The organism is Streptomyces sp. NPDC096079 (assembly GCF_040303145.1).
GTDB lineage: Bacteria > Actinomycetota > Actinomycetes > Streptomycetales > Streptomycetaceae > Streptomyces.
This window is the reverse complement of record NZ_JBEOST010000003.1, coordinates 310,012-333,062: the sequence shown is the minus strand read 5'-3', so window position 1 is coordinate 333,062 and position 23,051 is coordinate 310,012. Positions and strand designations below refer to the sequence as shown.

At 70.8% G+C, this 23,051-nt stretch carries 18 protein-coding genes; 10 read left to right on the top strand and 8 right to left on the bottom strand.

What is annotated here, in order from left to right:
* Window positions 1–21: 21 nt before the first annotated feature.
* Complete coding sequence (locus ABTY59_RS08930) at window positions 22–2,085, bottom strand: PhoX family protein (protein ID WP_352018211.1); 2,064 nt, start codon at window positions 2,083–2,085, stop codon at window positions 22–24.
* 257 nt (window positions 2,086–2,342) lie between these two features.
* On the opposite strand from ABTY59_RS08930, the gene ABTY59_RS08925 reads away from it, so the two are divergent.
* Window positions 2,343–4,160 (top strand): VWA domain-containing protein, encoded by a 1,818-nt coding sequence (locus ABTY59_RS08925; RefSeq protein ID WP_352018210.1) that lies wholly within the window; start codon window positions 2,343–2,345, stop codon window positions 4,158–4,160.
* On the opposite strand, the gene ABTY59_RS08920 is transcribed toward ABTY59_RS08925, so the two are convergent.
* Both ABTY59_RS08920 and ABTY59_RS08915 read right to left on the bottom strand, forming a co-directional pair.
* Entirely contained in the window at window positions 4,157–5,245 is a 1,089-nt protein-coding gene (locus ABTY59_RS08920; RefSeq protein ID WP_352018209.1) for a sensor histidine kinase, read from the bottom strand. The genes ABTY59_RS08925 and ABTY59_RS08920 overlap by 4 nt on opposite strands.
* Window positions 5,242–5,898 (bottom strand): response regulator transcription factor, encoded by a 657-nt coding sequence (locus ABTY59_RS08915; protein ID WP_352018208.1) that lies wholly within the window; start codon window positions 5,896–5,898, stop codon window positions 5,242–5,244. The genes ABTY59_RS08920 and ABTY59_RS08915 overlap by 4 nt, the downstream gene beginning before the upstream one ends.
* 71 nt (window positions 5,899–5,969) lie before the next feature.
* Here ABTY59_RS08915 and metG point away from each other — a divergent pair, with 71 nt between their 5' ends.
* Window positions 5,970–7,577, top strand: a complete 1,608-nt coding sequence (metG, locus tag ABTY59_RS08910; protein WP_352018207.1) for a methionine--tRNA ligase — start codon at window positions 5,970–5,972, stop codon at window positions 7,575–7,577.
* Window positions 7,578–7,638: 61 nt separating this feature from the next.
* Here the strand turns inward: metG and ABTY59_RS08905 are convergent, their stop codons facing one another.
* The 4 genes from ABTY59_RS08905 to ABTY59_RS08890 form a co-directional block, all read right to left on the bottom strand.
* Window positions 7,639–7,992 (bottom strand): DoxX family protein, encoded by a 354-nt coding sequence (locus tag ABTY59_RS08905; protein WP_352018206.1) that lies wholly within the window; start codon window positions 7,990–7,992, stop codon window positions 7,639–7,641.
* Window positions 7,993–8,089: 97 nt separating this feature from the next.
* On the bottom strand, window positions 8,090–8,656 hold the full coding sequence (locus ABTY59_RS08900; protein WP_352018205.1) for a Uma2 family endonuclease: 567 nt from the start codon (window positions 8,654–8,656) through the stop codon (window positions 8,090–8,092).
* A 166-nt stretch (window positions 8,657–8,822) separates the two neighbouring features.
* Window positions 8,823–9,032 carry a DUF397 domain-containing protein gene (locus tag ABTY59_RS08895; RefSeq protein WP_352018204.1) on the bottom strand — a complete coding sequence of 70 codons (210 nt, stop codon included), beginning with the start codon at window positions 9,030–9,032 and terminating at the stop codon, window positions 8,823–8,825.
* On the bottom strand, window positions 9,029–9,871 hold the full coding sequence (locus tag ABTY59_RS08890) for a helix-turn-helix domain-containing protein (RefSeq protein ID WP_352018203.1): 843 nt from the start codon (window positions 9,869–9,871) through the stop codon (window positions 9,029–9,031). The genes ABTY59_RS08895 and ABTY59_RS08890 overlap by 4 nt, the downstream gene beginning before the upstream one ends.
* A gap of 155 nt (window positions 9,872–10,026) precedes the next feature.
* Between ABTY59_RS08890 and ABTY59_RS08885 the strand changes: the two genes are divergently transcribed.
* The 7 genes from ABTY59_RS08885 to ABTY59_RS08855 all read left to right on the top strand — a co-directional run bounded on the left by ABTY59_RS08885 (window position 10,027) and on the right by ABTY59_RS08855 (window position 18,874).
* On the top strand, window positions 10,027–10,506 hold the full coding sequence (locus ABTY59_RS08885; protein WP_352018202.1) for an ATP-binding protein: 480 nt from the start codon (window positions 10,027–10,029) through the stop codon (window positions 10,504–10,506).
* Window positions 10,507–10,724: 218 nt separating this feature from the next.
* The gene (locus ABTY59_RS08880; protein ID WP_352018201.1) at window positions 10,725–11,597 is read left to right on the top strand and encodes a helix-turn-helix domain-containing protein; all 873 of its coding nucleotides are present in this window, start codon (window positions 10,725–10,727) and stop codon (window positions 11,595–11,597) included.
* 35 nt (window positions 11,598–11,632) lie between these two features.
* Entirely contained in the window at window positions 11,633–12,505 is an 873-nt protein-coding gene (locus tag ABTY59_RS08875) for a hypothetical protein (RefSeq protein WP_352018200.1), read from the top strand.
* A 161-nt stretch (window positions 12,506–12,666) separates the two neighbouring features.
* Window positions 12,667–13,182, top strand: coding sequence for an SseB family protein (locus ABTY59_RS08870; RefSeq protein WP_352018199.1), 516 nt, complete (start codon window positions 12,667–12,669; stop codon window positions 13,180–13,182).
* Window positions 13,179–13,823, top strand: coding sequence for a hypothetical protein (locus ABTY59_RS08865; RefSeq protein WP_352018198.1), 645 nt, complete (start codon window positions 13,179–13,181; stop codon window positions 13,821–13,823). The genes ABTY59_RS08870 and ABTY59_RS08865 overlap by 4 nt, the downstream gene beginning before the upstream one ends.
* Window positions 13,824–13,826: 3 nt before the next feature.
* On the top strand, window positions 13,827–18,401 hold the full coding sequence (locus ABTY59_RS08860) for a putative T7SS-secreted protein (protein ID WP_352018197.1): 4,575 nt from the start codon (window positions 13,827–13,829) through the stop codon (window positions 18,399–18,401).
* Entirely contained in the window at window positions 18,398–18,874 is a 477-nt protein-coding gene (locus ABTY59_RS08855) for a barstar family protein (RefSeq protein WP_352018196.1), read from the top strand. The genes ABTY59_RS08860 and ABTY59_RS08855 overlap by 4 nt, the downstream gene beginning before the upstream one ends.
* 72 nt (window positions 18,875–18,946) lie before the next feature.
* Here the strand turns inward: ABTY59_RS08855 and aspS are convergent, their stop codons facing one another.
* Window positions 18,947–20,755, bottom strand: a complete 1,809-nt coding sequence (gene aspS / locus ABTY59_RS08850; protein ID WP_352018195.1) for an aspartate--tRNA ligase — start codon at window positions 20,753–20,755, stop codon at window positions 18,947–18,949.
* Window positions 20,756–20,924: 169 nt separating this feature from the next.
* On the opposite strand from aspS, the gene ABTY59_RS08845 reads away from it, so the two are divergent.
* On the top strand, window positions 20,925–23,042 hold the full coding sequence (locus ABTY59_RS08845; RefSeq protein WP_352018194.1) for an ATP-binding SpoIIE family protein phosphatase: 2,118 nt from the start codon (window positions 20,925–20,927) through the stop codon (window positions 23,040–23,042).
* The last annotated feature ends 9 nt before the right edge of the window (window positions 23,043–23,051 follow it).

The following is a 23,051-nucleotide window of genomic DNA, read 5'->3' as shown; positions in this document are numbered from 1 at the left end:
CCCGGGCCCCCCTTCACGGCATCAGACGCCGATGTCGCGGCCGTCCGTGCGCCACACGGAGACGACCGACGGGCGGACGATCTTGCCGGGGCCGTCGGGCCAGACCGAGGCGGGCTTCTCGACGGAGGCGCCGTCGATCTCGCCCGGGTGCTGCACGGACACCAGGACACGGCGGTCCTGGACGAGCGGGCCGCAGGTCTCGGCACCGGTCGGCACGGTCAGGAACTGCTTGAGCTCACCGCGCCGCTCGCCGCGGGTGGCGACGCCGAACAGGCCGTCGTGCGAGCCGAGCTGGTTGCCGTCGGTGGAGATCCACAGGTTGCCGTGCGGGTCGAAGGCCACGTTGTCCGGGCAGGAGATCGGGGAGACCTTCTCCTTGGGGAAACCGGCGAAGTAGGTGGCCGGGTCGTTCGGGTCGCCGGCGACCAGGAACAGACGCCAGGCGAAGCCGTCGGCGGACGGGTCGTCCCAGTGCTCGGCGAGCTCCAGGATCTGCCCGTGCTTGTTGAGGTTGCGCGGGTTCGCCTCGTCGGCGGGCGCCTTGCCGGCCTTGCCGCGGTCGGTGTTGTTGGTGAGCGCGACGTAGACGCGACCGCTGCGCGGGGACGGCTCGACGTCCTCGGGCCGGTCCATCTTGGTGGCGCCGACCTTGTCACCGGCCAGGCGGGTGAAGACGTACACCTCCTCGGCGGTCATGCCGGGGACGTGCGAGACGGCGCCGTCGGGGCCGGCCGTGGCGAGCGGGATCCACACGCCGGAACCGTCGAACTCGCCATCGTTCGGGAGCTTGCCGGTGCCGTCGATCTCGGCGGCGGGCGAGTCGCCGGTCAGCTTGGCGACGTACAGGGTGCCCTCGTCGAGCAGGGTGAGGTTGTGCTCGTGGGCGGACCGCGAGTTCCCCTTCTTCATCCGCTTGCTCGACACGAACTTGTAGAAGTAGTCGAAGCGCTCGTCGTCACCCATGTAGACGGCCGGACGGCCGTCCTCGGTGAGCCGGGGCTGCGCGGCCTCGTGCTTGAAGCGACCGAGCGCGGTGCGCTTGCGGGGCGTCGACTCCGGGTCGTACGGGTCGAGCTCGACGACCCAGCCGAAGCGGTGCACCTCGTTGGGCTCCTGCGTGAGGTCGAAGCGCTTGTCGAAGCGCTCCCACTTCCGCTCGGTGGCACCGGTGCCCACGCCGTACCGCTTGTCGGTGGCGCTCGAACCGTTGGCGAAGTACTGGTTGAAGTTCTCCTCGCCGTGCAGCGTGGTGCCCCACGGGGTGGTGCCGCCGGCGCAGTTGTTGAGCGTGCCGAGGACCTTGCGGCCCGTCGGGTCGACGGAGGTCTTCAGCAGCGCGCTGCCGGCCGCCGGGCCGGTGACCCGGAACTCGCTCGTCGTGTGCAGACGCCGGTTGAGGCGGTGCCGGGTGACGGGCGTGAGCTTGCCCGTACGGTGCTCCTCCTGGACCACGACGACGGACAGGCCGTGCGCGGCCCACGCGACCTCGACCTGCTCGCGGGTCGGGTTGGCGGCGTCGTACCCGCGGAACATGAGCACCTCGTCGGTGTACTCATGGTTGGCGACCAGGACCTGCCGGTCGTGCTCCCCGTGCAGCGGCAGCAGGGACAGGAAGTCGTTGTTGTAGCCGAACTGGCCGGCCTGCGCCTTCGCGGTCTGGTTCTCCGAGTCGAAGGCCGGGGCGCCGCGGAGGATGGGCTCGCCCCAGCGGATGACCACGTTCTGGCCGTAGCCCGCGGGGACGGTGACCTTGTCCTCGTTGTTGGGCGCGACGGGCGCGAAGCGGAGACCGCGGGCGCCGTCGGTGGGCAGCGGCTTGTGCGGCTTGCGCGCGTCGGCCTCGGCGACCGGGGCGTTGCCGAGGACGACGGCACCACCGGCGGCGGACGCGACCGTCACGACGGCGGCCGCGCGGAGGGCGGAACGGCGGGAGAGCACACCGGCTATGACGTCGCCGACGTACTCGTTGTCGCTGGTGTTGGGCACCTCGTGGAAGCAGGCGTCACCACAGCGGAACCGGCAGGTGAGGGCGGAACGGCCGCCTCCGTGCGGGTTCGTGCTCAGCAGCGGCAGCAGTTTGCGCACTTCGTCCTCCTCCGGCGCACCACTGCGCCGACATGGTGTCGGGTTCGTCGGCGGCGACGCTATGTGCGCACATCTGCACAGGGGCGGCGCCGGAGTGAACACCGCATGAATGCGCGGCAACCGGGGGCGACCGGGTCATCGGAGGGGGACGGGGTGGCCGCTAACCTTACGTGTCCGCCCTGGCCAGGGATGAACGTCCCGAAACGCCCAGTCCGGACATTCACACTGCACCCCCACTCATGCGAAAGGGTTCGCCCATGGGTATTCGGAGCATGCTGCGCAAGGTGTTCGGCCGGGACCGCGAGGACTCCCCGGCAACCTCCGTCCCGCCCCAGACGCGTGAGACCCCGGAGGCGACAGCGACGACGCCGGAACCGGGCGAGTCGACGGAGGTCGCGTCCACGGCCCCGACGACGGCCACGGCCACGGCCACGCCGGAGACGGAGGCGCGCCGCGCGGCGGACGACCTGGTGGCGGCGGCCTTCGACAACCCCCAGATCCCGAAGGCCCGCACGGCGGAGCCGGAGGCGGCCGAGCCGGAGGGTGCGGCTTCGGCGACCGAGCCGGTCGCCGAGGAGCCGACCGCGGTGGTCACGGCGGAGCCGGAGGCCGAGGCCCCCGCCCCGGCGCAGCCGGAGACGCCCGACGCCGAGCCCGCTCCCCAGGAGCAGGAGGCACCGGAGCCGACCGCGGACACCCCGGCCCCGGTGCAGGCCGAGGCCGAGTCGCCCGCCCCGGCGGAGCCGGAGACGGACGCGCCCGAAGCCGCTGCGGAGCAGCAGGCCACGGCGACCGAGCCGGAGGCGACCGTCGCCGACGACACCACCGCGGCGGAGCCGGAGGCGGACGCGGCCGAGCCGCAGGCCGAGGTGGAGGCGACCGCGCCCGCCGCCGAGGCGACCGACGCGGCGGCGCAGCCCACGGCCCCGGCCGAGCCGGAGACGACCCCCGTCGCGGACGCACCCGAAACCGCTGCGGAGCAGCAGGACCCGGCGGCCGTCGCCGCCGACGACACCGCCCCGGCGAAGCCGGAGGCGGACGCGGCCGAGCCGCAGGCCGAGGTGACCGTCCCGGCGGAGCCCGAGGCCGAGGTGGCCGTCCCGGCGGAGCCCGAGGCCGAGGCGACCGTCCCGGCGGAGCCCGAGGCCGAGGTGACCGTCCCGGCGGAGCCCGAGGCCGAGGTGACCGTCCCGGCGGAGCCCGAGGCCGAGGCGACCGTCCCGGCGGAGCCCGAGGCCGAGGCGACCGTCCCGGCGGAGCCCGAGGCCGAGGTGGCCGTCCCGGCGGAGCCCGAGGCCGAGGTGGCCGTCCCGGCCCAGTCCGCTCCGGAGGAGCAGCAGGCGGAGGAGCCCGTCGTCGCGGCGGCCGTCGCCGCCGACGACACCGCACCGGCCACCGAGCCCGCCGCAGGCGTCCCCGCCCTCCCCCTCGCCGCCGTCAAGGCCGCCGCCCCGCACCTCGCGGACGCGTACAAGGCCGCCGGGGCGCAGCTCAAGAAGCAGGGGCTGGCGGGCGCGCGGGCCGCCGTGTACCTCGTGGTGGACCGGTCCGGCTCGATGCGCGGGTACTTCAAGGACGGTTCGGTCCAGCGCCTCGCCGAGCAGGTCACCGCGCTGGCGGCGCACCTCGACGAGACGGCCACCGTCACGACGGTGTTCTTCTCGACGGACATCGACGGCACCGTCGACCTGACCCCCGCCGACCTCACGCCCACCCGCGTCGACGAGGTCAACGCCACGCTCGGCCGCCTGGGCCGGACGAACTACCACCGCGCCGTCGAGGAGGTCCTCGCGCACCACGAGAAGGCCGACCCGGCGCGCCCGGCGCTCGTCGTGTTCCAGACGGACGGCGCCCCGGAGTCGAGGACGGCCGCCACGCAGGCGCTCGCGGAGGCCGCCGACCGCCCGCTGCACTGGCGGTTCGTGGCCTGGGGCGAGGAGGACGGCAAGGCCTTCGACTACCTCCGCAAGCTCGACGGCACCCCCCGTACGGCGACGTACTTCGCGGGTGTGGCCCCGGTCGAGACGGCGCACGCGGCCTTCTACCGGGGTCTGCTCTCCGGCCTGGAGTTCTAGACGGCGGCGGGGGTGGCGGTGACCGGCAGGGTCACCGTCACCACCAGCCCGCCGCCCTCCTCCGCGCCCCGCGCCTCGGCGCGTACCGCTCCGCCGTGCGCGACGGCGATGGACCGCACGATGGACAGCCCGAGCCCCGCGCCGGGCCCCATCCGGTCCCGTCCCTCCCCGCGCCGGAAGGGTTCGAAGAGCCCGTCGACGTCGCCGTCCGGGACGACCGGCCCGGTGTTGACGACGGTGAGGACGCCGGGTGCCTCGACCCGTACGCGGACCTCACCGCCCGGCACGTTGTACGCGACCGCGTTCGCGACGAGGTTCCGTACGAGCTGGGCGAGCAGCACCCGGCTGCCCCGTACGACACCGCCGTCGCCCGCCACGTACGCGCCCGCGTACTCCTCCTCGACGACGTCCCCGAGCCGTACGTCCTCCCGTGCGGCGAGGCCGCGCTCGCTGCGCGCGAGGAGCAGCAGCCCGTCGATGAGGCGCTCGCTGCGCCGGTTGGCGTCGAGGAGCACCTGCCGGACCTCGCAGTCCTCGTCGAGCCCGATCTGGATCGCGGCGCGCTGGGTGGCGAGGGGGGTGCGCAGCTCGTGGGAGGCGTTGGCGATGAAGCGGCGCTGGCTGTCGAAGGCGGTCTCCAGGCGTCCGAGCAGCGCGTCGATCGTGTCGCCGAGCTCCTTGAGCTCGTCGTCGGGCCCGCGCACGTCGAGCCTCGCCTCCAGGCCGGAGAGGCTCCGGGCGCGGGCGGTCATCTCGTGGACGGGCCGCAGGACGCGCCCGGCGGTCCACCACCCCACCACGACCGCACCGCAGGCGATGACGAGCAGGGACATGCAGGACCACATGAGCATCTGCTCGCCGGCGGCCCGGCTGACGTCGTCGCCGATCCGGTACGCCTCGACGACGGCGACGTCGTCGGCGCGGGCGACGATGGCGTCGGTGTCGGCGTCCGTACCGGCTCTGACCAGCAGGTTCACCACGAGCAGCAGGACGGCGCCGAGGACCAGGAAGACCGCGCCGTAGACGAGCGCGATGCGGGTGCGGATGGAGGACCCGGCGCCGAGGAGGGACTCGGGCCCGCTCACAGCACGTACCCCACGCCCTGCACGGTCCGGATCAGGGCCGGCTCCCCCAGCTTCCCGCGCAGCTTGCTCATGCAGACGCGCACGGCCCCGGTGAAGGGGTCGGCGTGGGCGTCCCAGGCGCGTTCGAGCAGCTCCTCGGCGGAGACGGCGGCGCCGTCGGCCTCCAGGAGGAGCTGGAGGACGGAGAACTCCTTGGGCGAGAGGTCGAGGTCCCGCCCGTCGCGGGCGGCGGTGCGCCGGACGGTGTCCATGACGAGGCCGTCGCGGGCGAGGATCGGCGGCAGGGCGGGGCGGGCGGAGCGCCGCCGGAGGGCGCGGACGCGGGAGACCAGCTCGGGGAAGTCGAAGGGCTTGCCGAGGTAGTCGTCGGCGCCGAGGTCGAGGCCCTGGACGCGGTCCTCGACGGCGGAGGAGGCGGTGAGCATGAGGATCCGGGTGGGGGAGCCGGCGGCGAGGAGCCGCCGGGCGACGTCGTCGCCGTGGACGCGGGGCAGGTCGCGGTCGAGGACGAGGACGTCGTACTCGTACAGCGCGAGCCGCTCCAGGGCGTCGTCGCCCGCGTGGACGGCGTCGACGGCGAACCCGGCGCGGCGGAGTCCGGTGGCGAGGAGCGCGGCGAGGTCCGCCTCGTCCTCGGCTACGAGTACACGCATGCCGCTCATCATCCACACCCCCGCCGTTATCGATGTGAGTGGATCTTCGTCGGGCCGTTAGGATTTCGACCATGGCGGCCACTGGATCCGAGAAGCAGGGGGCGAAGGCGTTCTACGTCACGACCCCCATTTACTACGTCAACGACGCTCCTCACCTGGGCCACGCCTACACGACCGTCGCAGGCGACGTGCTCACGCGCTGGCACCGTCAGCGCGGCGAGAAGGTGTGGTACCTCACCGGCACGGACGAGCACGGTCAGAAGATCATGCGCACGGCCGAGGCGAACGACGTCACGCCCCAGGCCTGGTGCGACAAGCTCGTCGAGGAGGCGTGGAAGCCCCTCTGGGAGCACCTGAACATCGCGAACGACGACTTCATCCGCACGACGCAGAAGCGTCACACGGACCGCGTCCAGGAGTTCGTGCAGGACCTGTACGACAAGGACGAGATCTACAAGGGCGGGTACGAAGGCCCGTACTGCGTGGGCTGTGAGGAGTACAAGCTCCCGGGCGACCTCATCGAGGCCGAGGACGGCACGAAGCTGTGCCCGATCCACAAGAAGCCGGTGGAGATCCTCAAGGAGGAGAACTACTTCTTCAAGCTGAGCGAGTACGGCCCGAAGCTCCTGGAGTTCTACGAGGCGAACCCGGGCTTCATCCAGCCGGAGTCGGCGCGCAACGAGGTCGTGAACTTCGTCAAGCAGGGCCTGCAGGACCTGTCGATCTCGCGCTCGACGTTCGACTGGGGCATCCCGATCCCGTGGGACGAGAAGCACGTCATCTACGTGTGGGTCGACGCGCTCCTGAACTACGCGACGGCCGTCGGCTACAACGAGAACCCGGCGAAGTTCGAGGAGACCTTCCCGGCGAACGTGCACCTGGTCGGCAAGGACATCCTGCGCTTCCACGCGGTGATCTGGCCGGCGATGCTGATGGCGCAGGGCCTCCCGGTGCCGGGCAAGGTGGCCGCGAACGGCTGGCTGATGGTCGGCGGCGAGAAGATGTCGAAGTCGAACCTGACGGGCATCAAGCCGCAGGACCTGACCTCGCACTTCGGCGTGGACGCGTACCGCTGGTACTTCCTGCGGGCGATCGCCTTCGGTTCGGACGGCTCGTTCTCGTGGGAGGACTTCACCGCCCGCTACACGTCCGAGCTGGCGAACGACTACGGCAACCTCGCCTCGCGCGTCGCGGCCATGGTCGGCAAGTACTTCGACGGCGCCCTGCCGGCCTCGACGGCCGACGGCGACGCGGAGAAGGCGATCCACGAGGGCCTGGCGAAGGCCGTCGCGACGGCCGACGCGAAGATCGGCGAGGAGCTGGACTTCCAGGGCGGCATCCTGGCGATCTTCGACTTCGTGAAGCAGGTCAACGGCTACATCACGGAGCAGGAGCCGTGGAAGGTCGCGAAGGACGACTCGCCGGAGGGCAAGGCCCGCCTGGCGACGATCCTCTACACGGCCGCGGAGTCCCTCCGCGCCGTCGCCGTCCTCCTGAACCCGATCATGCCGGAGACCTCGCAGGCGCTGTGGGAGTCCCTGGGCGCCGAGGCGTCCCTGGGCGCCCTGGCGGCCCAGCCGGTCCAGTCCTCGGGCGAGTGGGGGCAGCTCCCGGCGGGCGCGACGGTGACGAAGGGCGCGGTGCTGTTCCCGCGCCTTGAGGACCCGAAGAAGGACTGACGCAACGGCGAAGGCCGCCGTCCCCCTCTGCGGGGGGCGGCGGCCTTTTCGCTGCCCACGGTCACCAGGTCAGGGCGAGGGCGGCGACGGCGGGCGCCATGTAGACCAGCGGGAAGGGGGCGTGGCCGTAGGCGCGGGCCCGCAGGACGGTGATCACGGCACCGGTGAAGTACAGGATGAGGCCGATCGCGGCGAGGGTGCCGATGACGGGGACCCAGAACCCGACGACGAGGCCGACGGCCCCGGCGGCCTTGGCGGCCCCGAGCCAGTTCCACATGGCCCGCGGAACGCCGTACTCGGCGAGGGGCTCGACGACGAACTTGGCCTTGAAGAAGATCGACGCCCCGGAGAACCCGGCCATGAACGCGGCGACGGCGGTGACGACGATGGCGGTGGTGGACATCTCGGCGAACATCTCGGCTCCTTCGGCCTTCCCGTATCCGCCTCGTTCGAGCCGGACACTGCACTGACGGAGGCGAGACGGGAAGTGTGACGGCCCGCGCGAAGAAGTTTCAGCGCACCCAGTTCTTCAAGGGCTCCGTGTCCAGCTCCATCCCCACCGGCTCGGGCAGGGTGACGGTCTTGCCGAAGGGCACGGTCGCCACCATCTCGTACCGCTCCCCGTCGGGCTGGGAGTGGACCTTGACCTCGCAGGTGGTCCTGTCGACGAGCAGGTACACGGGGATACCGGCCTGGGCGTAGGCACGCGGCTTCTCGACACGGTCGCGCTGCCCGGTGTCCGTGTCGCCGGACGTGACCTCGACGGTCATGAGGACACCGTCGGGACTGGCCCACTCCCCCTGTCCGACGAAGGTGTCGCTCGGCGCGAGGCAACCGTCGGGGCGGGCGTTCCCCCTGCGGTACTTCTCGACCCTCAGCCCTTGATCGGGATAGAGCCACCAGCCGGCGTCGCGCTGGATGCACAGACGGGTGAGCCACTCGATGATCCGCCCGTGATCGCCGTCCGGCAACGCCTTCTCCCCGATCTTCCCGTTGATGAATTCGAGGCGCAGAGATTCGTCCACACGTTCGCCGAGACGGGCGAGTTCCTCGAACCCCTCCTGAGTCAGGACGCTCACGGCAGGCTCCTCCTGGATCGGCGGTGCCTTCCACGGTACGTGTTCACCAGCCTGCGCGGCCGGGTTCGTCGCTGTCGCCATGCCGACACCGTGGCATATGCCAAGAGCCCGGGATCGTGAGATCCGGGCTCTTCACACGTGTGGGTTACGGGGCGGGGTGGCGGGGTCAGCCGGCCGTCGCGTACGCCACGAACCCGACCCACGCGGAGGGCGCGAGCGCGAGCTGCGGCCCGCCGACGTCCTTGGAGTCGCGGACGTGGACGGTGCCGGGGGCGGCGGCGACCTCCACGCAGGAGTCACCCTCGCTGCCGCTGCTGTAGCTGCTCTTGAACCACACCAGGTCGGAGGCGTCCCCGGCGGGGGTGTTGTGCGTCATGTCGCTCCTAGCAGTCCCTGGATGACGTCGGTGGACTCACGGGGCGTGAGGGCCTGAGTCCGGATGATGCCATAGCGCAATTCCAGGATACGGAGCTGCCGGAGGTCGGTCACCGGCCTTCCGCTGGCCACCGCCGGCGACCGGCCGACCGCGGAGCCGTCCTCGAACTTCAGCACCTCGATGCCCCCGTCCACGCCCGCGTGTTCCTCCCGTGTCATCGGCATCATCTGCAACTCCACCTGCCGCAACTCGGCGATCTCCAGCAGGTGTTCCAGCTGGCGCCGGAGCACCTCCCGCCCGCCCAGCGGCCGGCGCAGGGTCCACTCCTCCAGGACGAAGCTGAGTTCCGGCGCGGGATCCCGCTCGAACACCACCTTGCGGGCGACGCGGGCGGCCATGTACCGCTCCACCTCGTCCCGCGTGTAGGCGGGACGTCGCATCAGAAGCAGCCCGCGGGCGTACTCGGGCGTCTGGAGCAGCCCGTGCACGTTGAGCGGGTCGTACAGCTGCATCTCGACCGCCCGGGCCTCCGCCTTCGCCAGGTCCCTCAGCTTCTTCGGGTAACGGACCTTGGCCACGTCCTCCTTCATGGCCGAGATCAGCCCGTTCGCCTCCAGCACCGCGTCCGACCTGTCCAGGAACTCCGGACGGGGAATCCGCTTCCCGCCCTCGATCTTGTAGATCATGTCCTCGCCGTAGCCGACCGCGACGGCGAAGTCGGCGGCCCGCAGGCCCACCGCCTCCCGCCGCAGCCTCAACTGCCGCCCCACGGTGGCGATGACGGCGACACCCCAGTCGTCGTCCGGGTCCACCTCCCAGCTGGGTTCCTCCACCGACATGGCGCACCTCTCCGTCTGTCCTGTCCGGCCGCGACGCCCCTACCCGTCGCAGGTGTTCGGACAGTCCGGACAGCGGTGGACAAGCGTCGGACAGTCACCCTACGTACCGGTGGAGTCACTTCCGACGCTAGCCAGTCACGGCCACGCTCGGTGACGTGAATCAGAAGAACACCACCCAAGTACCCCTCTCACCAGGCCACTTCGGCATCCTGCTCTCACCCACCCCCCGAGGCGCGCGGCTCGCCCGGCTGCTCGCCGTGGAGTGGCTGCGGGACCGCGAGCTGCCGTACGGCGTGACCGAGGCGGCCCCGCAGGTCGTGGCCGAGCTGGCGGCGAACGCGGCGACGCACGGCCGGGTCGGCGGCCGGGACTTCCGTCTGGTGCTGCGGACGTCACGGCAGGGCCTCCGGATCGAGGTCACGGACACCCGTGGGGAGGCCGTTCCACGACTCCGTACGCCCGCGCCCGACGAGGAGGGCGGTCGCGGAATGCTGCTGGTGGCGGCGCTCGCGGACCGGTGGGGCACGGCGCTCGGTCCCGTGCCGCAGAAGACGGTGTGGGCCGAGTTCGACGTCACCGGCTCACCGGGGTCCAAGCCGCTGGTCGCCGGTGGTGCGGTCGGTCTCCATAAGTAACCCGGGAGAGAAAGAAACCCCACCAAGCCCCACCCTTTCCCTCCCGGAAGCGGGCTCTCACTCACACGGGTGAAGAACGCCAACTCAGCTGGCTAAGTGGTGGGTTGTTTGATCTACGCTCTGCCCAACAGAGCCGAACGCAGACATGCGTCGGCCCTCGCCGGGACGGCCATCCCAGTGCGAGGGCCTGACCACCAAGGAAGAGAACGACTTCCCCGATGGATAGCCAGAACCCTAGCGCCCAGGCGCCCACCGCGTCCCGCGACGAGCCCAAGAACCACCCTTCCCGGGGGACTTCGGCCGGAGTGGTGCACGACAACAGCCACCACACCACTCACTTCACGGTGATCGGCAACCACCTCGCCCAGCACGAGGCGCTCTCGCTGACGGCGATCGGCCTCGCCACCCACATCCAGTCGCTGCCCGCCGGATCCCCCGTGGACATCCGATCGCTCGCCCGCCGCTTCCCGGAAGGCACGACGCGGATCGCCGCCGCCCTGCGCGAACTGGAAGCCCACGGCTACGTGCGGCGCAACAGGGAACGCACGGCGGCGGGCCACGTCGTGACCCGCACGGTCTCGTGCAACCGCCCGGGGACCGTGCGCCCCCGGCGCGCGAGCGGGAACGCGGAGGCGCCCCCTCCGAGGCCCGAACCGGAACCGCCCCCGCGAAGGGCGGAGAAGCCGAAGGCCAGGCGCCGGGCCCTGCCGTCCGTGCCGCAGCCCGTGTACGCGACCCCCGACCTCCTGCTGACGGCCGTCGGGGTCCTCTCCGGCCTGCGCCGCGCGGACCCCCGCCTGCTGATCTCCGCCACCGACGCCGAGCACCTCGCGCCGGGGGTCGTCGCCTGGCTGGAGCGCGACGTCCCACCGGAAGCCGTCCACCGCGCCCTCACGACCGGGCTGCCGACGGAACCCCTGCACCGCCCGGCCTCCCTCCTGGCCCACCGCCTCGACGCCGGCCTCCCGCCGCTCCCGCCGTTCCGTCCTCGGACCCCGGCCGTCGTGCACCCGATGCAGAACTGCGACAGCTGCGACCACGGCCACCGAGCCCCGAAACCGGGGCTCTGCAGGGGCTGCGAAAGCACCTGACGCCACGCACGTACCGGCCGAAACCGAGGAACCTCATGGTCAGCTCGCCCCGCGAAGCGATGCACCGCATCCTCCAGCACGACCCCCACCCCTTCCGTCGCCTGTCGGACCTGCTGGAGCCGGCCCTTCCGGCCACCGTCGAGGCGATCGCCCTGACCACCGACGTCACCGAAGCACGCCCCGTCGTCACCCATATGCGGCTCAACGGCGCAAGAGACAGCTCGCTTCTCCTCGCCGTCGCAGTACAGCGGAAGAAAGACCCGACGAAACCTGCGGCCTGGGCGTACTCCACCGCGTACCTGTGGGCGAAGTACGGGTTGCCGACCGTCCTGCTGGTCGTGTGCCAGGACCGCGCCACGGCCGAGTGGGCGGGACAGCCCGTGACTCTCGGGCCGGCCGACACGCCCACCCTCGCCCTGCAGCCGATGGCTGTGGGCCCACACAACATGCCCGTCATCACCGACCCGGCCGAGGCTCGCGGGGACCTGGCCTTGGCCACGTTGTCGGCGATCACGCACGCGGGTGATCCGGACATCGGTGCCGTGCTGAAGGCACTGTCCACCGCGCTGCGGGACGTTCCCGAGAACGTCGCCGACCCGATCATCGAATTCACCGCACAGGGTCTCGGCAATCGCCAGGCCGAGGAACTCTGGAGGAACCTGGTGGCCACAGACCTCTCCTTCTACACGTCGTACCTCTCCGAGGAGCTCCGCGCGGAGGGCCGGGCAGAAGGCCGGGCCCAGGGCAGCGCCGACGCCCTGCTGATGGTCATGAGGCAGCGCGGCCTCGACGTGCCCTTCGACATCCGCGACCGCATCACGAGCTGCAGGGATCCGCTCACACTGCGCCGCTGGGTCGCGCGGGCCGTCATCGCCATCTCCACCGAGGAGATCTTCACCACCGAGTAACTCCCCGCCCCCGGGCGCCGACCTGACAAAGACGGACCGCGTCGCACGGGCCGACCACCCTGCTGTCCCCAGAGGCAGACAGCGGGGTCAGGCCTTTCGAGGCGACCTGCTCGGACTTATGTTCGTTGCTCGCGTGAACACACGCATGACAGCATGCGCGCGTGACGGAGACCGGGGACGACATGGCCAAGCCTCAACGGTTGTCGAAGCTGATGGAGTTGGCGGACGCGCCCGTTGCGACGGCGCCACAGGAACCGGACCCGCAGCCTCGGACTCAGACTCAGCCTCGGACTCGGAGGACTGAGCCCGCTGGCGAAGTGGCCGTGGCCCGCAGAGAGTTTGCGCGGTTGCTCGGTGAATTCCGGCGCACTGCCGCCCTCGTGCCGTTCGACGACCACGGAAGCCTGTGGACCGCCGACTTCGACGGGGTCCGGTGGATCTGCGCGTTCTCCGATGAGGAGGCGCTGGCCCGGTTCGCGGTCGCGCGAGGGGACGCGGCGCGCGAGTGGACGTACCAGGCAATCCTCGGCGCCCGGCTTCTCGACGTGATGGTCCCGATGCTGCCGGGTCCCGGCGGGGTCGCGCTGGACGCGGGCAGTCCCGGCGGCATGCTGTTTCCGCCGGTCGCGGGGGTCGTCCCCGCACCGGTGGCCATCGATCTCGGGGGTGGACGGTGACGGGTGACGATCCGAACCTGGCGGTGTCGGAGGCGGCGCTCCAGCAGATAGTCCGGGGCATCGACAAGGCGCACGGCGAGCTGAAGGATCTCACGGTCGGCCAACAGGCGGTCACCGGGCGAGGTTTCTCGGAACTCGCCCTCTCCGGGATCCAGTTGGGGAACCAGGGTCTCGCCGCGCAGTTCGAGACCTTCTGCGACCGCTGGGGCTGGGGCGTACGGGACCTCATGCAGAAGGCGAACCTGTTCACGGCGGCCCTGGGGGCGTCGGCGGGCGCTTTCGGCGAGCAGGAGGAGTACGTCAAGGGCAGTTTCAAGATCGCGACGAACGCCTTCAACGGCAACCCGCACCTGTCCGAGGACGAGGTGAAGAAGAAGAGCTGGGACGAGATCGGCTCGCAGACCCCGTACGACGGAGCCGACTGGGACCCCGAGTCGTTCCGCCGCGCCCAGGACGAGGTCGAGAAGACCTGGCGGGACACCGGCTACGACGTTCAGGACGGTCTGCTCGACTCGATGCGGAATTCGGGAGCCCTGAGCCCCGAGCAGCGCGATCAACTCGACCGGGAGATGCGCGAGCGGCTCGATCCGTCCCAAGAGGCGGTTCGGCGAGCACAGGAACCGAACTGGGGGGACCGCTGACCCATGCCGAACTGGGGGGCTTTCGTCGACGGCGGCAAGCGGCTGATCGGCAAGGGCATCGACGTCACCACGGACGTCATCGGCGGCGGGCTCGAGTACGCGGGCGCGGAGGGCGTCGCGGACAAGGTGGAGGACTGGGGCGACCGGACCGCGTCCTCGCTCGGGGCGGAGGTGGCGGAGGCGCGGCTCGGACAGTCCGAGGAGCCCGACGAGCTGGTCCACGGCAACACGGTCGAGATCACGGCGACGGTGAAGAACCTCCGCGACTTCGCATCGGCCTTCGACAGCGTCGCACGTGGCTTGAAGGCCGTGGAGGACACCGGCCGGTGGAAGGGGGAGGCGGCGAAGGCCTTCCAGGAGAAGTTCCAGGCCCTCCCGACGACGTGGCTGCGTGCGGCAGACGCCTTCGGGGCAGCCGCGGGGGCCCTGGAGTCGTACGGCACCACGGTCGCCTGGGCGCAGGGCAAGGCCCGCGAGGCGATCGCCCTGTACAAGGAGGGCGACGCCTCCTCCAGGGCGGCTCAGGCCGCCTACGAGAAAGAGGTCACCACCTACGAGGCGTCCCTCACCGGTCCCGACCCGCGTACCCGGCCCGTGCCCGGCGCCGATCCCGGCGACGCGCAGCGGGCCCGCGCCGAGGAACTGCTCGCCGACGCCCGCCGCCAGCGGAACGAGGCCGCCGAGACGGCGCGGCAGGCGATCGCGGCCGCACTCGCCCACGCGCCGGCCGAGCCGTCGCTCGGGGAGCGGCTCAAGCTCGACGCGACCGACTACGTCCTGGGTATGGGGGCCGAGCAGATGCACATGGCCGGCGGTGCCGTGAAGGGCGTCGCAGGCCTCGTCACCTTCGTCCGCTCGGTCAATCCCCAGGATCCGTACAACCTCACCCACCCTGCCGAGTACTACCAGAACGTCAACATGACCCTGGCCGGTCTCGCCTCGACGGCCGCCCATCCCGACCGGGCCCTCCAGGGCGCCTGGGATGCGGCGAAGAGCGACCCCAGCGAGTTCGGCGGCCGCATGCTGCCGGAGCTCTTCGGCACGAAGGGCCTGGGCGGCGCGAAGGCCCTGGAGCGTGTGGCGGATGTCGCCGACGACGCCAGGAGCGTGGGAAAGGGGCGCGCCGGACACACGGAGGCTCCGGAGGCCACGAGCCGCCCTCATGAGGACAAGAAGTGCGCCGGCGACCCCATCGACATGGCCACGGGCCGCATGGTGCTGCCGCAGACGGACATCGTTTTGCCTGCCGCCCTGCCCCTGCTCCTGAACCGCACGTTCGAGTCCTCCTACCGGGCCGGCCGCTGGTTCGGCCCGTCCTGGGCGAGCACGCTGGACCAGCGGCTGGAGATCGACGCCGAGGGCGTCGTCCTCCTCTGCGAAGACACGAGCCTGCTCGCGTACCCGCATCCCGCCCCGGGCGTTCCCGTGCTGCCCACGCACGGCAGCCGTCGCTGGGCGCTCGATCGTGCCGGGGACACGTACACGGTCACGGACCCGGCCACGGGCCGCGTCCTGCATTTCACCGTCCATGGCGGCGGCCTGGCCCTCCTCAGCCAGATCGACGACCGCAACGGCAACCAGATCGCCTTCGAGTACGACGAAGCGGGCGCTCCGGTGTCCGTCGTCCACCACGGCGGCTACCACCTGAAGCTCACGACGAGCGAGGGCCGGGTGACCGCCCTGCACCTCTCGGACCAGGAGGTCCTGCGCTACGGCTACACGGACGGCCACCTCACCGAGGTCGTGAACTCCTCCGGCCGTCCCTTGCGCTTCGGATACGACGAACACAGCCGCATCACCTCGTGGACCGACACCAACGGAAGCCGCTTCGACTACGTCTACGACGACCGGGACCGCTGCACATACCAGTCGGGCGTGAACGGGCACCTGGAAGCCACGTTCACCTGGGACGACGTGGACGCGGCAACCGGACTGCGCGTCACCACCCTCACCGACGCCCTGGGGCACACCGAGTGCCACCTGATCAACGACCGCAGCCAGGTCGTGGCCGGGATCGACGCGCTGGGGGCGGTCACCCGCTACGCGTACGATCGCCACAACCGACTGCTCACGCGGACGGACCCACTGGGCCACGTCAGCCGCACCACCTACGACGAGCACGGCCGTCCGACCGTGCTCGAGCGTCCGGACGGGCGGCAGAGCCGAGCCGAGTACGACGACCGCGGATTCCCGATACGCATCACGGGCACGGACGGCAACGTCACCCGCCAGACCTTCGACGCGCGCGGCAACCGAACGTCGGTGACGACCCCCTCGGGTGCCCGGACGGAGTTCGCGTACGACGAGTCGGGCCGGCTGACGTCGGTGACGGACCCGCTGGGCGCCACGACGAGACTGGAAGTGGACCGGCGGGGCCTCCCCGTCGAGATCACCGATCCGCTGGGCGCGGTCACCCGCTACGCCTACGACGCCTTCGGCCGTACGGTCCGGGTCACGGACCCCCTGGGAGCAGTGACGCGACTGGAGTGGACCGTCGAGGGACGCCCGTCCCGGCGCACCGCGCCCGACGGCACGGTGGAGTCCTGGACGTACGACGGCGAGGGCAACTGCCTGAGCCACACGGACGCGCTGGGCGGCACGACGAACTTCACGTACACCGACTTCGACCTGCTGACGTCCCGCACGGGCCCAGACGGAGTCCGCTACGAGTTCTCCCACGACGCGAACCTGCGGCTGACCCGGGTGACCGCCCCACAGGGCCTGACGTGGGACTACGCGTACGACGAGGCGGGCCGACTGCTCACCGAGACGGACTTCGACGACCGGACGCTGACCTACACGTACGACGCAACGGGCAGGCTGGGCTCTCGGACGAACGGTCTCGGCCAGACGATCGGGTTGGAACGCGACGACCTCGGCCGGATCGTCCGCAAGGACGTCGAAGGCGCGGTCAGCACGTACGAGTACGACGTCTTCGACCAACTGGCCACGGCCACCGGTCCGGACGCCACGCTGGAGCGCCTCCGGGACCGCTACGGCCGCCTGGTCTCCGAGACGGTGAACGGCCGCACGCTCTCGTTCACGCACGACACGATGGGCCGGCGCACGGGGAGGACGACCCCGGGCGGATCGGCGAGCACGTGGTCGTACGACGCGGCGGGCCGTCGTACGGAACTGACATCCTCGAGGAGGACGCTGACCTTCACGCACGACGCCGTCGGCCGTGAAGTCTCACGTCAGATAGGCGACTTCGCCACATTGGACTTCTCGTTCGACACCATGGGCCGCCTCACGGACCAGGTGGTCACCGGAGGTTCGGGCCGAAGCCTCCAGCACCGCGCGTACGCCTATCGCGCGGACGGCGGCCTCGTGGGCATCACGGACTCCTTCTCGGGCACCCGTGGCTTCGACCTGGACCGGGCGGGCCGCGTCACAGCCGTCCACGCCCACGGCTGGACGGAGCGGTACGTCTACGACGCCGCCGGCAACCAGACCGAAGCGTCGTGGCCGTCCAAGCACCCGGCCCACACCGCGACAGGAGCACGCACCTACCACGGCACGCGCATCACCAGCGCGGGATCAGTCCGCTACGAGCACGACGATCAGGGCCGCATGGTCCTCCGCCAAAAGACCCGTCTCTCCCGGAAGCCGGACACCTGGCGCTACGCGTGGGACGCGGAAGACCGCCTGACCTCGGTGACGACACCGGACGGCACGGTGTGGCGGTACGGGTACGACCCCCTGGGCCGCCGCATATCGAAGCAGTCCCCCTTCGAGACGGTCCACTTCGCCTGGGACGGCGCGACCCTCTGCGAACAGACGACGGCCGACGTCACCCTCACGTGGGACCACGCGGGCCTGCGCCCCCTGACCCAGACGGAACGCCGCACGGACACGGACGACGAACGCTTCTTCGCGATCGTCACCGACCTGATCGGCACGCCGACGGAACTGGTCGACGAGTCGGGCGCTTTGGCCTGGCGCACCCGGACGACCCTCTGGGGCACCACCACCTGGAACCGGTCGGCCACGGCCTACACGCCTCTGCGCTTCCCCGGCCAGTACTTCGACCCCGAATCGGGACTCCACTACAACTACTTCCGCTACTACGACCCGGACGCAGCGCGCTACCTCAGCCAGGATCCTCTGGGTCTCGGCCCCGACCCGAACCCGGCGTCCTACGTTCACAATCCGCATAGGTGGGGTGATCCCCTAGGACTGGCGCCCTGCGAGGAATTCGCTCCGGGAACCACCCTGGGAGACGTCGGCAAGATCCACGGCTGGGTTCCCGATTCCATTCCCAAGGAGGCCATGGAAGTCCTCGACGACGTGAAAAAGTACAATATCGGCTGGGGAGGAGGACCGGGGTTCCACGGTCCGAAATGGTGGACGGAACCTTTCGAGAACGACGGACGGAAGAACGCCTACCAACTCCCCACCCACGACCCTTCAGGAAAACCGATCACCTACCAGGAATATGGCACCTATCCGTCGCCGGACAACCCGGAGCCGGGCGGAGAACGCTGGGTGTTCGGCAGTGATGGATCTTCCTACTACACTCCGACCCACTATCAGACATACATCGTCGGAGAAAGTCCCGGATGGGCGGAGCAATGACAGAAGAGTCGCCTGATATTCACGTTGCCCCCTGGCTGCATATCGTCACACCAGGTGGTGGCGTACCCCTGAGCGAGCTCCTGCCGACGTCCGGCAGTGTCTACGTTGCCCGCCTGCAGGGCCGGGACATGCCCGACGAGGTGTCGGTGTTCCAGAATTTCCAGGAGAAGCTCAAGTTCCCGAACTATTTCGGCTGGAACTGGGACGCTTTTCGTGACTGCCTTCGCGACCTTCAGTGGCTCTCCTCGGATCATCACGTAGTGATCATCGAATCCGCCGAGCACGTACTGTCCGAGGACGAGGACGCCCGCAGGATTCTCTTCACCGCTCTGTGGCATTCCGGCAGGAGATGGTCCTATGTGAAACGCCCTGAGGGAGTCACACTCAGCAAGCTTTCCATCGTCCTGGCGTGCGAACAGGATGCGGCAGTGGGCCTCTCGGAGTTCTTCCGGGATTTCGAGGAACACGCCTGATGTCAGGGCGACGCGAAGGGCCCGGAACCTCATTGAGGTTCCGGGCCCTGCGTCAGGCGTCAGCCGTCAGAACTACCGCGCCGCGTCCGGGTGGACCGCGTCCGTGATGTCCGTGGTCTTCTTCTCGACCGGCTTGCGGAGCTGGATGTTCAGCTCGCGCAGGCGGGACTCGTCCAGCTCCGTCGGGGCGCCCATCAGGAGGTCCTGGGCGTTGCCGTTGAGCGGGAAGGCGATGGTCTCGCGGATGTTGGGCTCGTCGGCGAGGAGCATGACGATGCGGTCGACGCCCGGGGCGATGCCGCCGTGCGGCGGGGCGCCGTACTCGAAGGCGCGGAGCATGCCGGCGAACTCGGACTCGACGGTCTCGCGGCTGTAGCCGGCGATCTCGAAGGCCTTGAACATGATCTCGGGCTCGTGGTTCCGGATGGCGCCGGAGGAGAGCTCGATGCCGTTGCAGACGATGTCGTACTGCCAGCCGAGGACGTCCAGCGGGTCCTGGGTCTCCAGGGCCTCAAGCCCGCCCTGCGGCATGGAGAACGGGTTGTGCGAGAAGTCGATCTTGCCGGTCTCCTCGTCCCGCTCGTACATCGGGAAGTCGACGATCCACGCGAAGCGGAAGACGTTCTCCTCGAACCGGCCGGCGCGCTTGGCGGCCTCGACCCGGACCGGGCCCATGATCTTGGAGACCTCGTCGAACTCGCCCGCGCCGAAGAAGATCGCGTGGCCGGGCTCCAGGCCGAGGCGCTCGGTGAGGACCTTGACGTTCTCCTCGGTGAGGAACTTGGCGATGGGGCCGGTGAGGGCGTTCTCCTCGCCGACGCGGACCCAGGCCAGGCCCTTCGCGCCGAGCGAGACCGCGAAGTCGCCGAGCTGGTCGAAGAACTTGCGCGGCTGGTCGCCGGTGTCCGGGACGGCGAGCGCGCGGACGTGCTTGCCGGCGAAGGCCTTGAACTCCGACGCCTCGAAGACGTCGGAGATGTCGACGAGTTCGAGGTCGGTGCGCAGGTCCGGCTTGTCGTTGCCGTACTTCAGCATCGACTCGCGGAACGGGATGCGCGGGAAGGGCGAGGTGACGTGGCGGCCGCCGCCGAACTCCTCGAAGAGCTCCGTCATGAGCTTCTCGATGGGCTGGAAGACGTCCTCCTGCTCGACGAACGACATCTCGACGTCGAGCTGGTAGAACTCGCCCGGCGAGCGGTCGGCGCGGGCGTCCTCGTCGCGGAAGCAGGGCGCGATCTGGAAGTAGCGGTCGAAGCCGGAGATCATCAGCAGCTGCTTGAACTGCTGCGGCGCCTGCGGCAGCGCGTAGAACTTGCCCGGGTTCAGACGGGACGGGACGACGAAGTCGCGGGCGCCCTCGGGGGAGGTCGCGGCGAGGATCGGGGTCGCCATCTCGTTGAAGCCGAGGGCCACCATCTTGGAGCGGATGGAGGCGATGACGGCGGAGCGCAGCATGATGTTGCGGTGCATGCGCTCGCGGCGCAGGTCGAGGAAGCGGTACTCCAGGCGCCGCTCCTCGTTGACGCCGTCGTCGGCGTTGATGGTGAAGGGGATCTGCTTGGCGGCACCCAGGACCTCGACCTCGGCGGCCTCGATCTCGATCTCGCCGGTCGCGAGCTCCGGGTTGACGTTGTCGGCGCCGCGGGAGACGACCTTGCCGTCGACGCGGACGACGGTCTCCTTGGTCAGCTTGTCGAGGACCTCGGCGGCGGCCGTACCGGGCCGGGCGACGAGCTGCGTGATGCCGTAGTGGTCGCGCAGATCGATGAAGAGGATGCCGCCCAGGTCGCGCCGATTGTGCAGCCAGCCGCTCAGCCGGACGTCGGTGCCGACGTCAGAGGCGCGGAGCTCGCCGCAGGTGTGGGACCTGTACCGATGCATCGTCGTTCATCCAGTCTTCGGGATCGTGGGGTCGGCGGCTGCCTCGTGGCCCGTGTCACAGATGTCACAGGACACGAGGGCAGACCCACCCAGAGTACCGGCCGGGCCAAGATCGGATTTCGAATACTCTCGGTGGCGACCTGGTGTCCGATATTCATAAAGTGGGGCAATGCGCACCGAGGACGTCCTGGCCGCGATCGCGACCGGCCTGTGGCGCTGGGACAACGCGTCCGGGATCGTCTCGCTCGACGCCGAGGCCGCCCGGCTGCTCGGGCTGCCCGCCGAGCCGGTGCGGCTCTCCGAGGCGGCCGTGCGGTCCCGTTTCCATCCGGTCGACTGGAACGAGATCGACGGGGTGGTCAACCTCGCCGTCGCCGAGGGCACCCTCGCCGAGGCCCGGCTGCGGATCATGGACGAGCACGGGCGGGTGATCCGTACCGTACGGAGCAGGTCGAAGCCGCTCATCGAGGGGAACGACTACCAGCTGGTCGGCACGCTCCAGGAGGTCGCCGAGCAGCTGCCGGGCACCGCCGCCCGCACCCCCATCACCGGCGACTGGCGCCGCTCGCGGGAGGCCTTCCTGCTCGACGCGGGGCGGGCGCTCGCCGAGGCGCGGTCGACGGCCGAGGTGCTGCGGGTGGCCGCCTCCCTGTCCATGCCCGGCTTCTCGCCGGACGGGCTCGCCGTCTTCGGGGTGGCGGGCGAGCGGCTGACGGTCATCGGCCACCACGGGCACAGCGAGGGCGACGAGGGCCCGTTCACGTCGATGTCGCTGGACACCGACTATCCGGCGGCCGAGGTCGCGCGGACCGGGCGGGCGATCTATCTGCCGACGCCCGAGGAGTACCTGCGGCGCTTCCCCATGACCTGGCCGCTCGCCCAGCGTTTCGGGCGCCGTTCCTGGGCCTTCGTGCCGCTGGTCGTCGCCGGCCGGACGATGGGGGCCTGGATGGCGGCCTTCAAGCACCCGGTGGCGTTCACGCCCGACGAGCGGTCGGTGCTGACGACGGTCGCGCGGATGCTCGCGCAGGCCCTCGCACGCGCGGGCGTGGCCGAGTCCGAGCGGGAGCTGTCGCTGGGGCTCCAGCGGACGATGATGCCGGTCCTCGGCCCCGGCATCCCCGGCATCCAGGTCGCCGCGCGGTACGTGCCGACCGGCGGCGGGCTCCAGGTCGGCGGCGACTGGTACGACATGATCCGGCTGCCCGGCGGCACCTCCCGTGCCGGCGGGCGCGGCGCGGGCCGGATCGCCCTGGTCATCGGCGACGTCCAGGGGCACGACGTGCGGGCGGCCGGTCTGATGGGGCAGCTGCGGATCGCCCTGCGCGCGTACGCCTCCGAGGGCCACCGGCCGGACGCGGTGCTCTCGCGCGCCTCCCGCTTCCTGTACGGGATCACCGACGGGGACGACGGGGAGGGCGGCGGGCCCCGCTTCGCGACCTGTCTCTACCTGGAGGTCGACCTGGAGTCGGGCACGGTCGACATCGCGCGCGCCGGGCATCCGGATCCGGCGGTGCGGATGAACGACGGAACGGTTCTGCTCCGGCCGACGGCCGGCGGGCTGCCGCTCGGCATCGACCCCGACACCGACTACCCCACCACCCGGCTCACCCTGGACCCCGGCGAGACCCTGATGATCTGCACCGACGGCCTCCTGGAGACCGGCGGGCACGACCTGGACAGCGGCTGGGAGCGGGTACGGGAGCTGCTGGAGTCCCACGACGGCGAGGACCTGGAGGTGCTCGCCGACGCCCTCGTGGAGGCCGTCCACGGGCCCGGCTCGCACCACACGACGGGCCCGCTCGCCGACCGCCGCGAGGACGACATCGCGGTCCTGCTGCTCTCCCGCCGGCCCGCCGGCACCGTACGGGAGGCGCCGCGCCGCACCCTGATGACGATCGCCCAGGCGGAGCCGGAGCGGATCGCCGAGGCCCGTGAGCAGGTCCGGCAGCTGCTGCACGACTGGTCGGACGAGGACCAGCGGGACTCGGCGGTCCTGATGGTCTCCGAGATGGTCACGAACGTCCTGGTGCACACCGACGGCGACGCGCTCCTGGTGGCGGAGGTCGCGTGCGGCGAGAAGTCGCGGCGGGTGCGGGTGGAGGTCTCCGACGGGAGCGACGAGCTGCCGCACAAGCGGCACCCGGGCGAGATGGCGTCGAGCGGGCGCGGCCTGGTCCTGATGGAGATGCTGGCGGACGCGTGGGGCGTCGACCCGCGGGGCGAGGGCAAGGCGATCTGGTTCGAGCTGAACGAGACGCCCACCGGGGACGGCCGCCGCGCGTAGACGGCCGCC

Coding starts and splice junctions, on each gene's coding strand:
- ABTY59_RS08925 (WP_352018210.1), top strand. CDS start 2,343: ATGGGTATTCGGAGCATGCTGCGCAAGGTGTTCGGCCGGGACCGCGAG.
- ABTY59_RS08915 (WP_352018208.1), bottom strand. CDS start 5,898: ATGCGTGTACTCGTAGCCGAGGACGAGGCGGACCTCGCCGCGCTCCTC.
- metG (WP_352018207.1), top strand. CDS start 5,970: ATGGCGGCCACTGGATCCGAGAAGCAGGGGGCGAAGGCGTTCTACGTC.
- ABTY59_RS08905 (WP_352018206.1), bottom strand. CDS start 7,992: ATGTTCGCCGAGATGTCCACCACCGCCATCGTCGTCACCGCCGTCGCC.
- ABTY59_RS08895 (WP_352018204.1), bottom strand. CDS start 9,032: ATGACGCACAACACCCCCGCCGGGGACGCCTCCGACCTGGTGTGGTTC.
- ABTY59_RS08890 (WP_352018203.1), bottom strand. CDS start 9,871: ATGTCGGTGGAGGAACCCAGCTGGGAGGTGGACCCGGACGACGACTGG.
- ABTY59_RS08880 (WP_352018201.1), top strand. CDS start 10,725: ATGGATAGCCAGAACCCTAGCGCCCAGGCGCCCACCGCGTCCCGCGAC.
- ABTY59_RS08875 (WP_352018200.1), top strand. CDS start 11,633: ATGGTCAGCTCGCCCCGCGAAGCGATGCACCGCATCCTCCAGCACGAC.
- ABTY59_RS08860 (WP_352018197.1), top strand. CDS start 13,827: ATGCCGAACTGGGGGGCTTTCGTCGACGGCGGCAAGCGGCTGATCGGC.
- ABTY59_RS08855 (WP_352018196.1), top strand. CDS start 18,398: ATGACAGAAGAGTCGCCTGATATTCACGTTGCCCCCTGGCTGCATATC.
- aspS (WP_352018195.1), bottom strand. CDS start 20,755: ATGCATCGGTACAGGTCCCACACCTGCGGCGAGCTCCGCGCCTCTGAC.
- ABTY59_RS08845 (WP_352018194.1), top strand. CDS start 20,925: ATGCGCACCGAGGACGTCCTGGCCGCGATCGCGACCGGCCTGTGGCGC.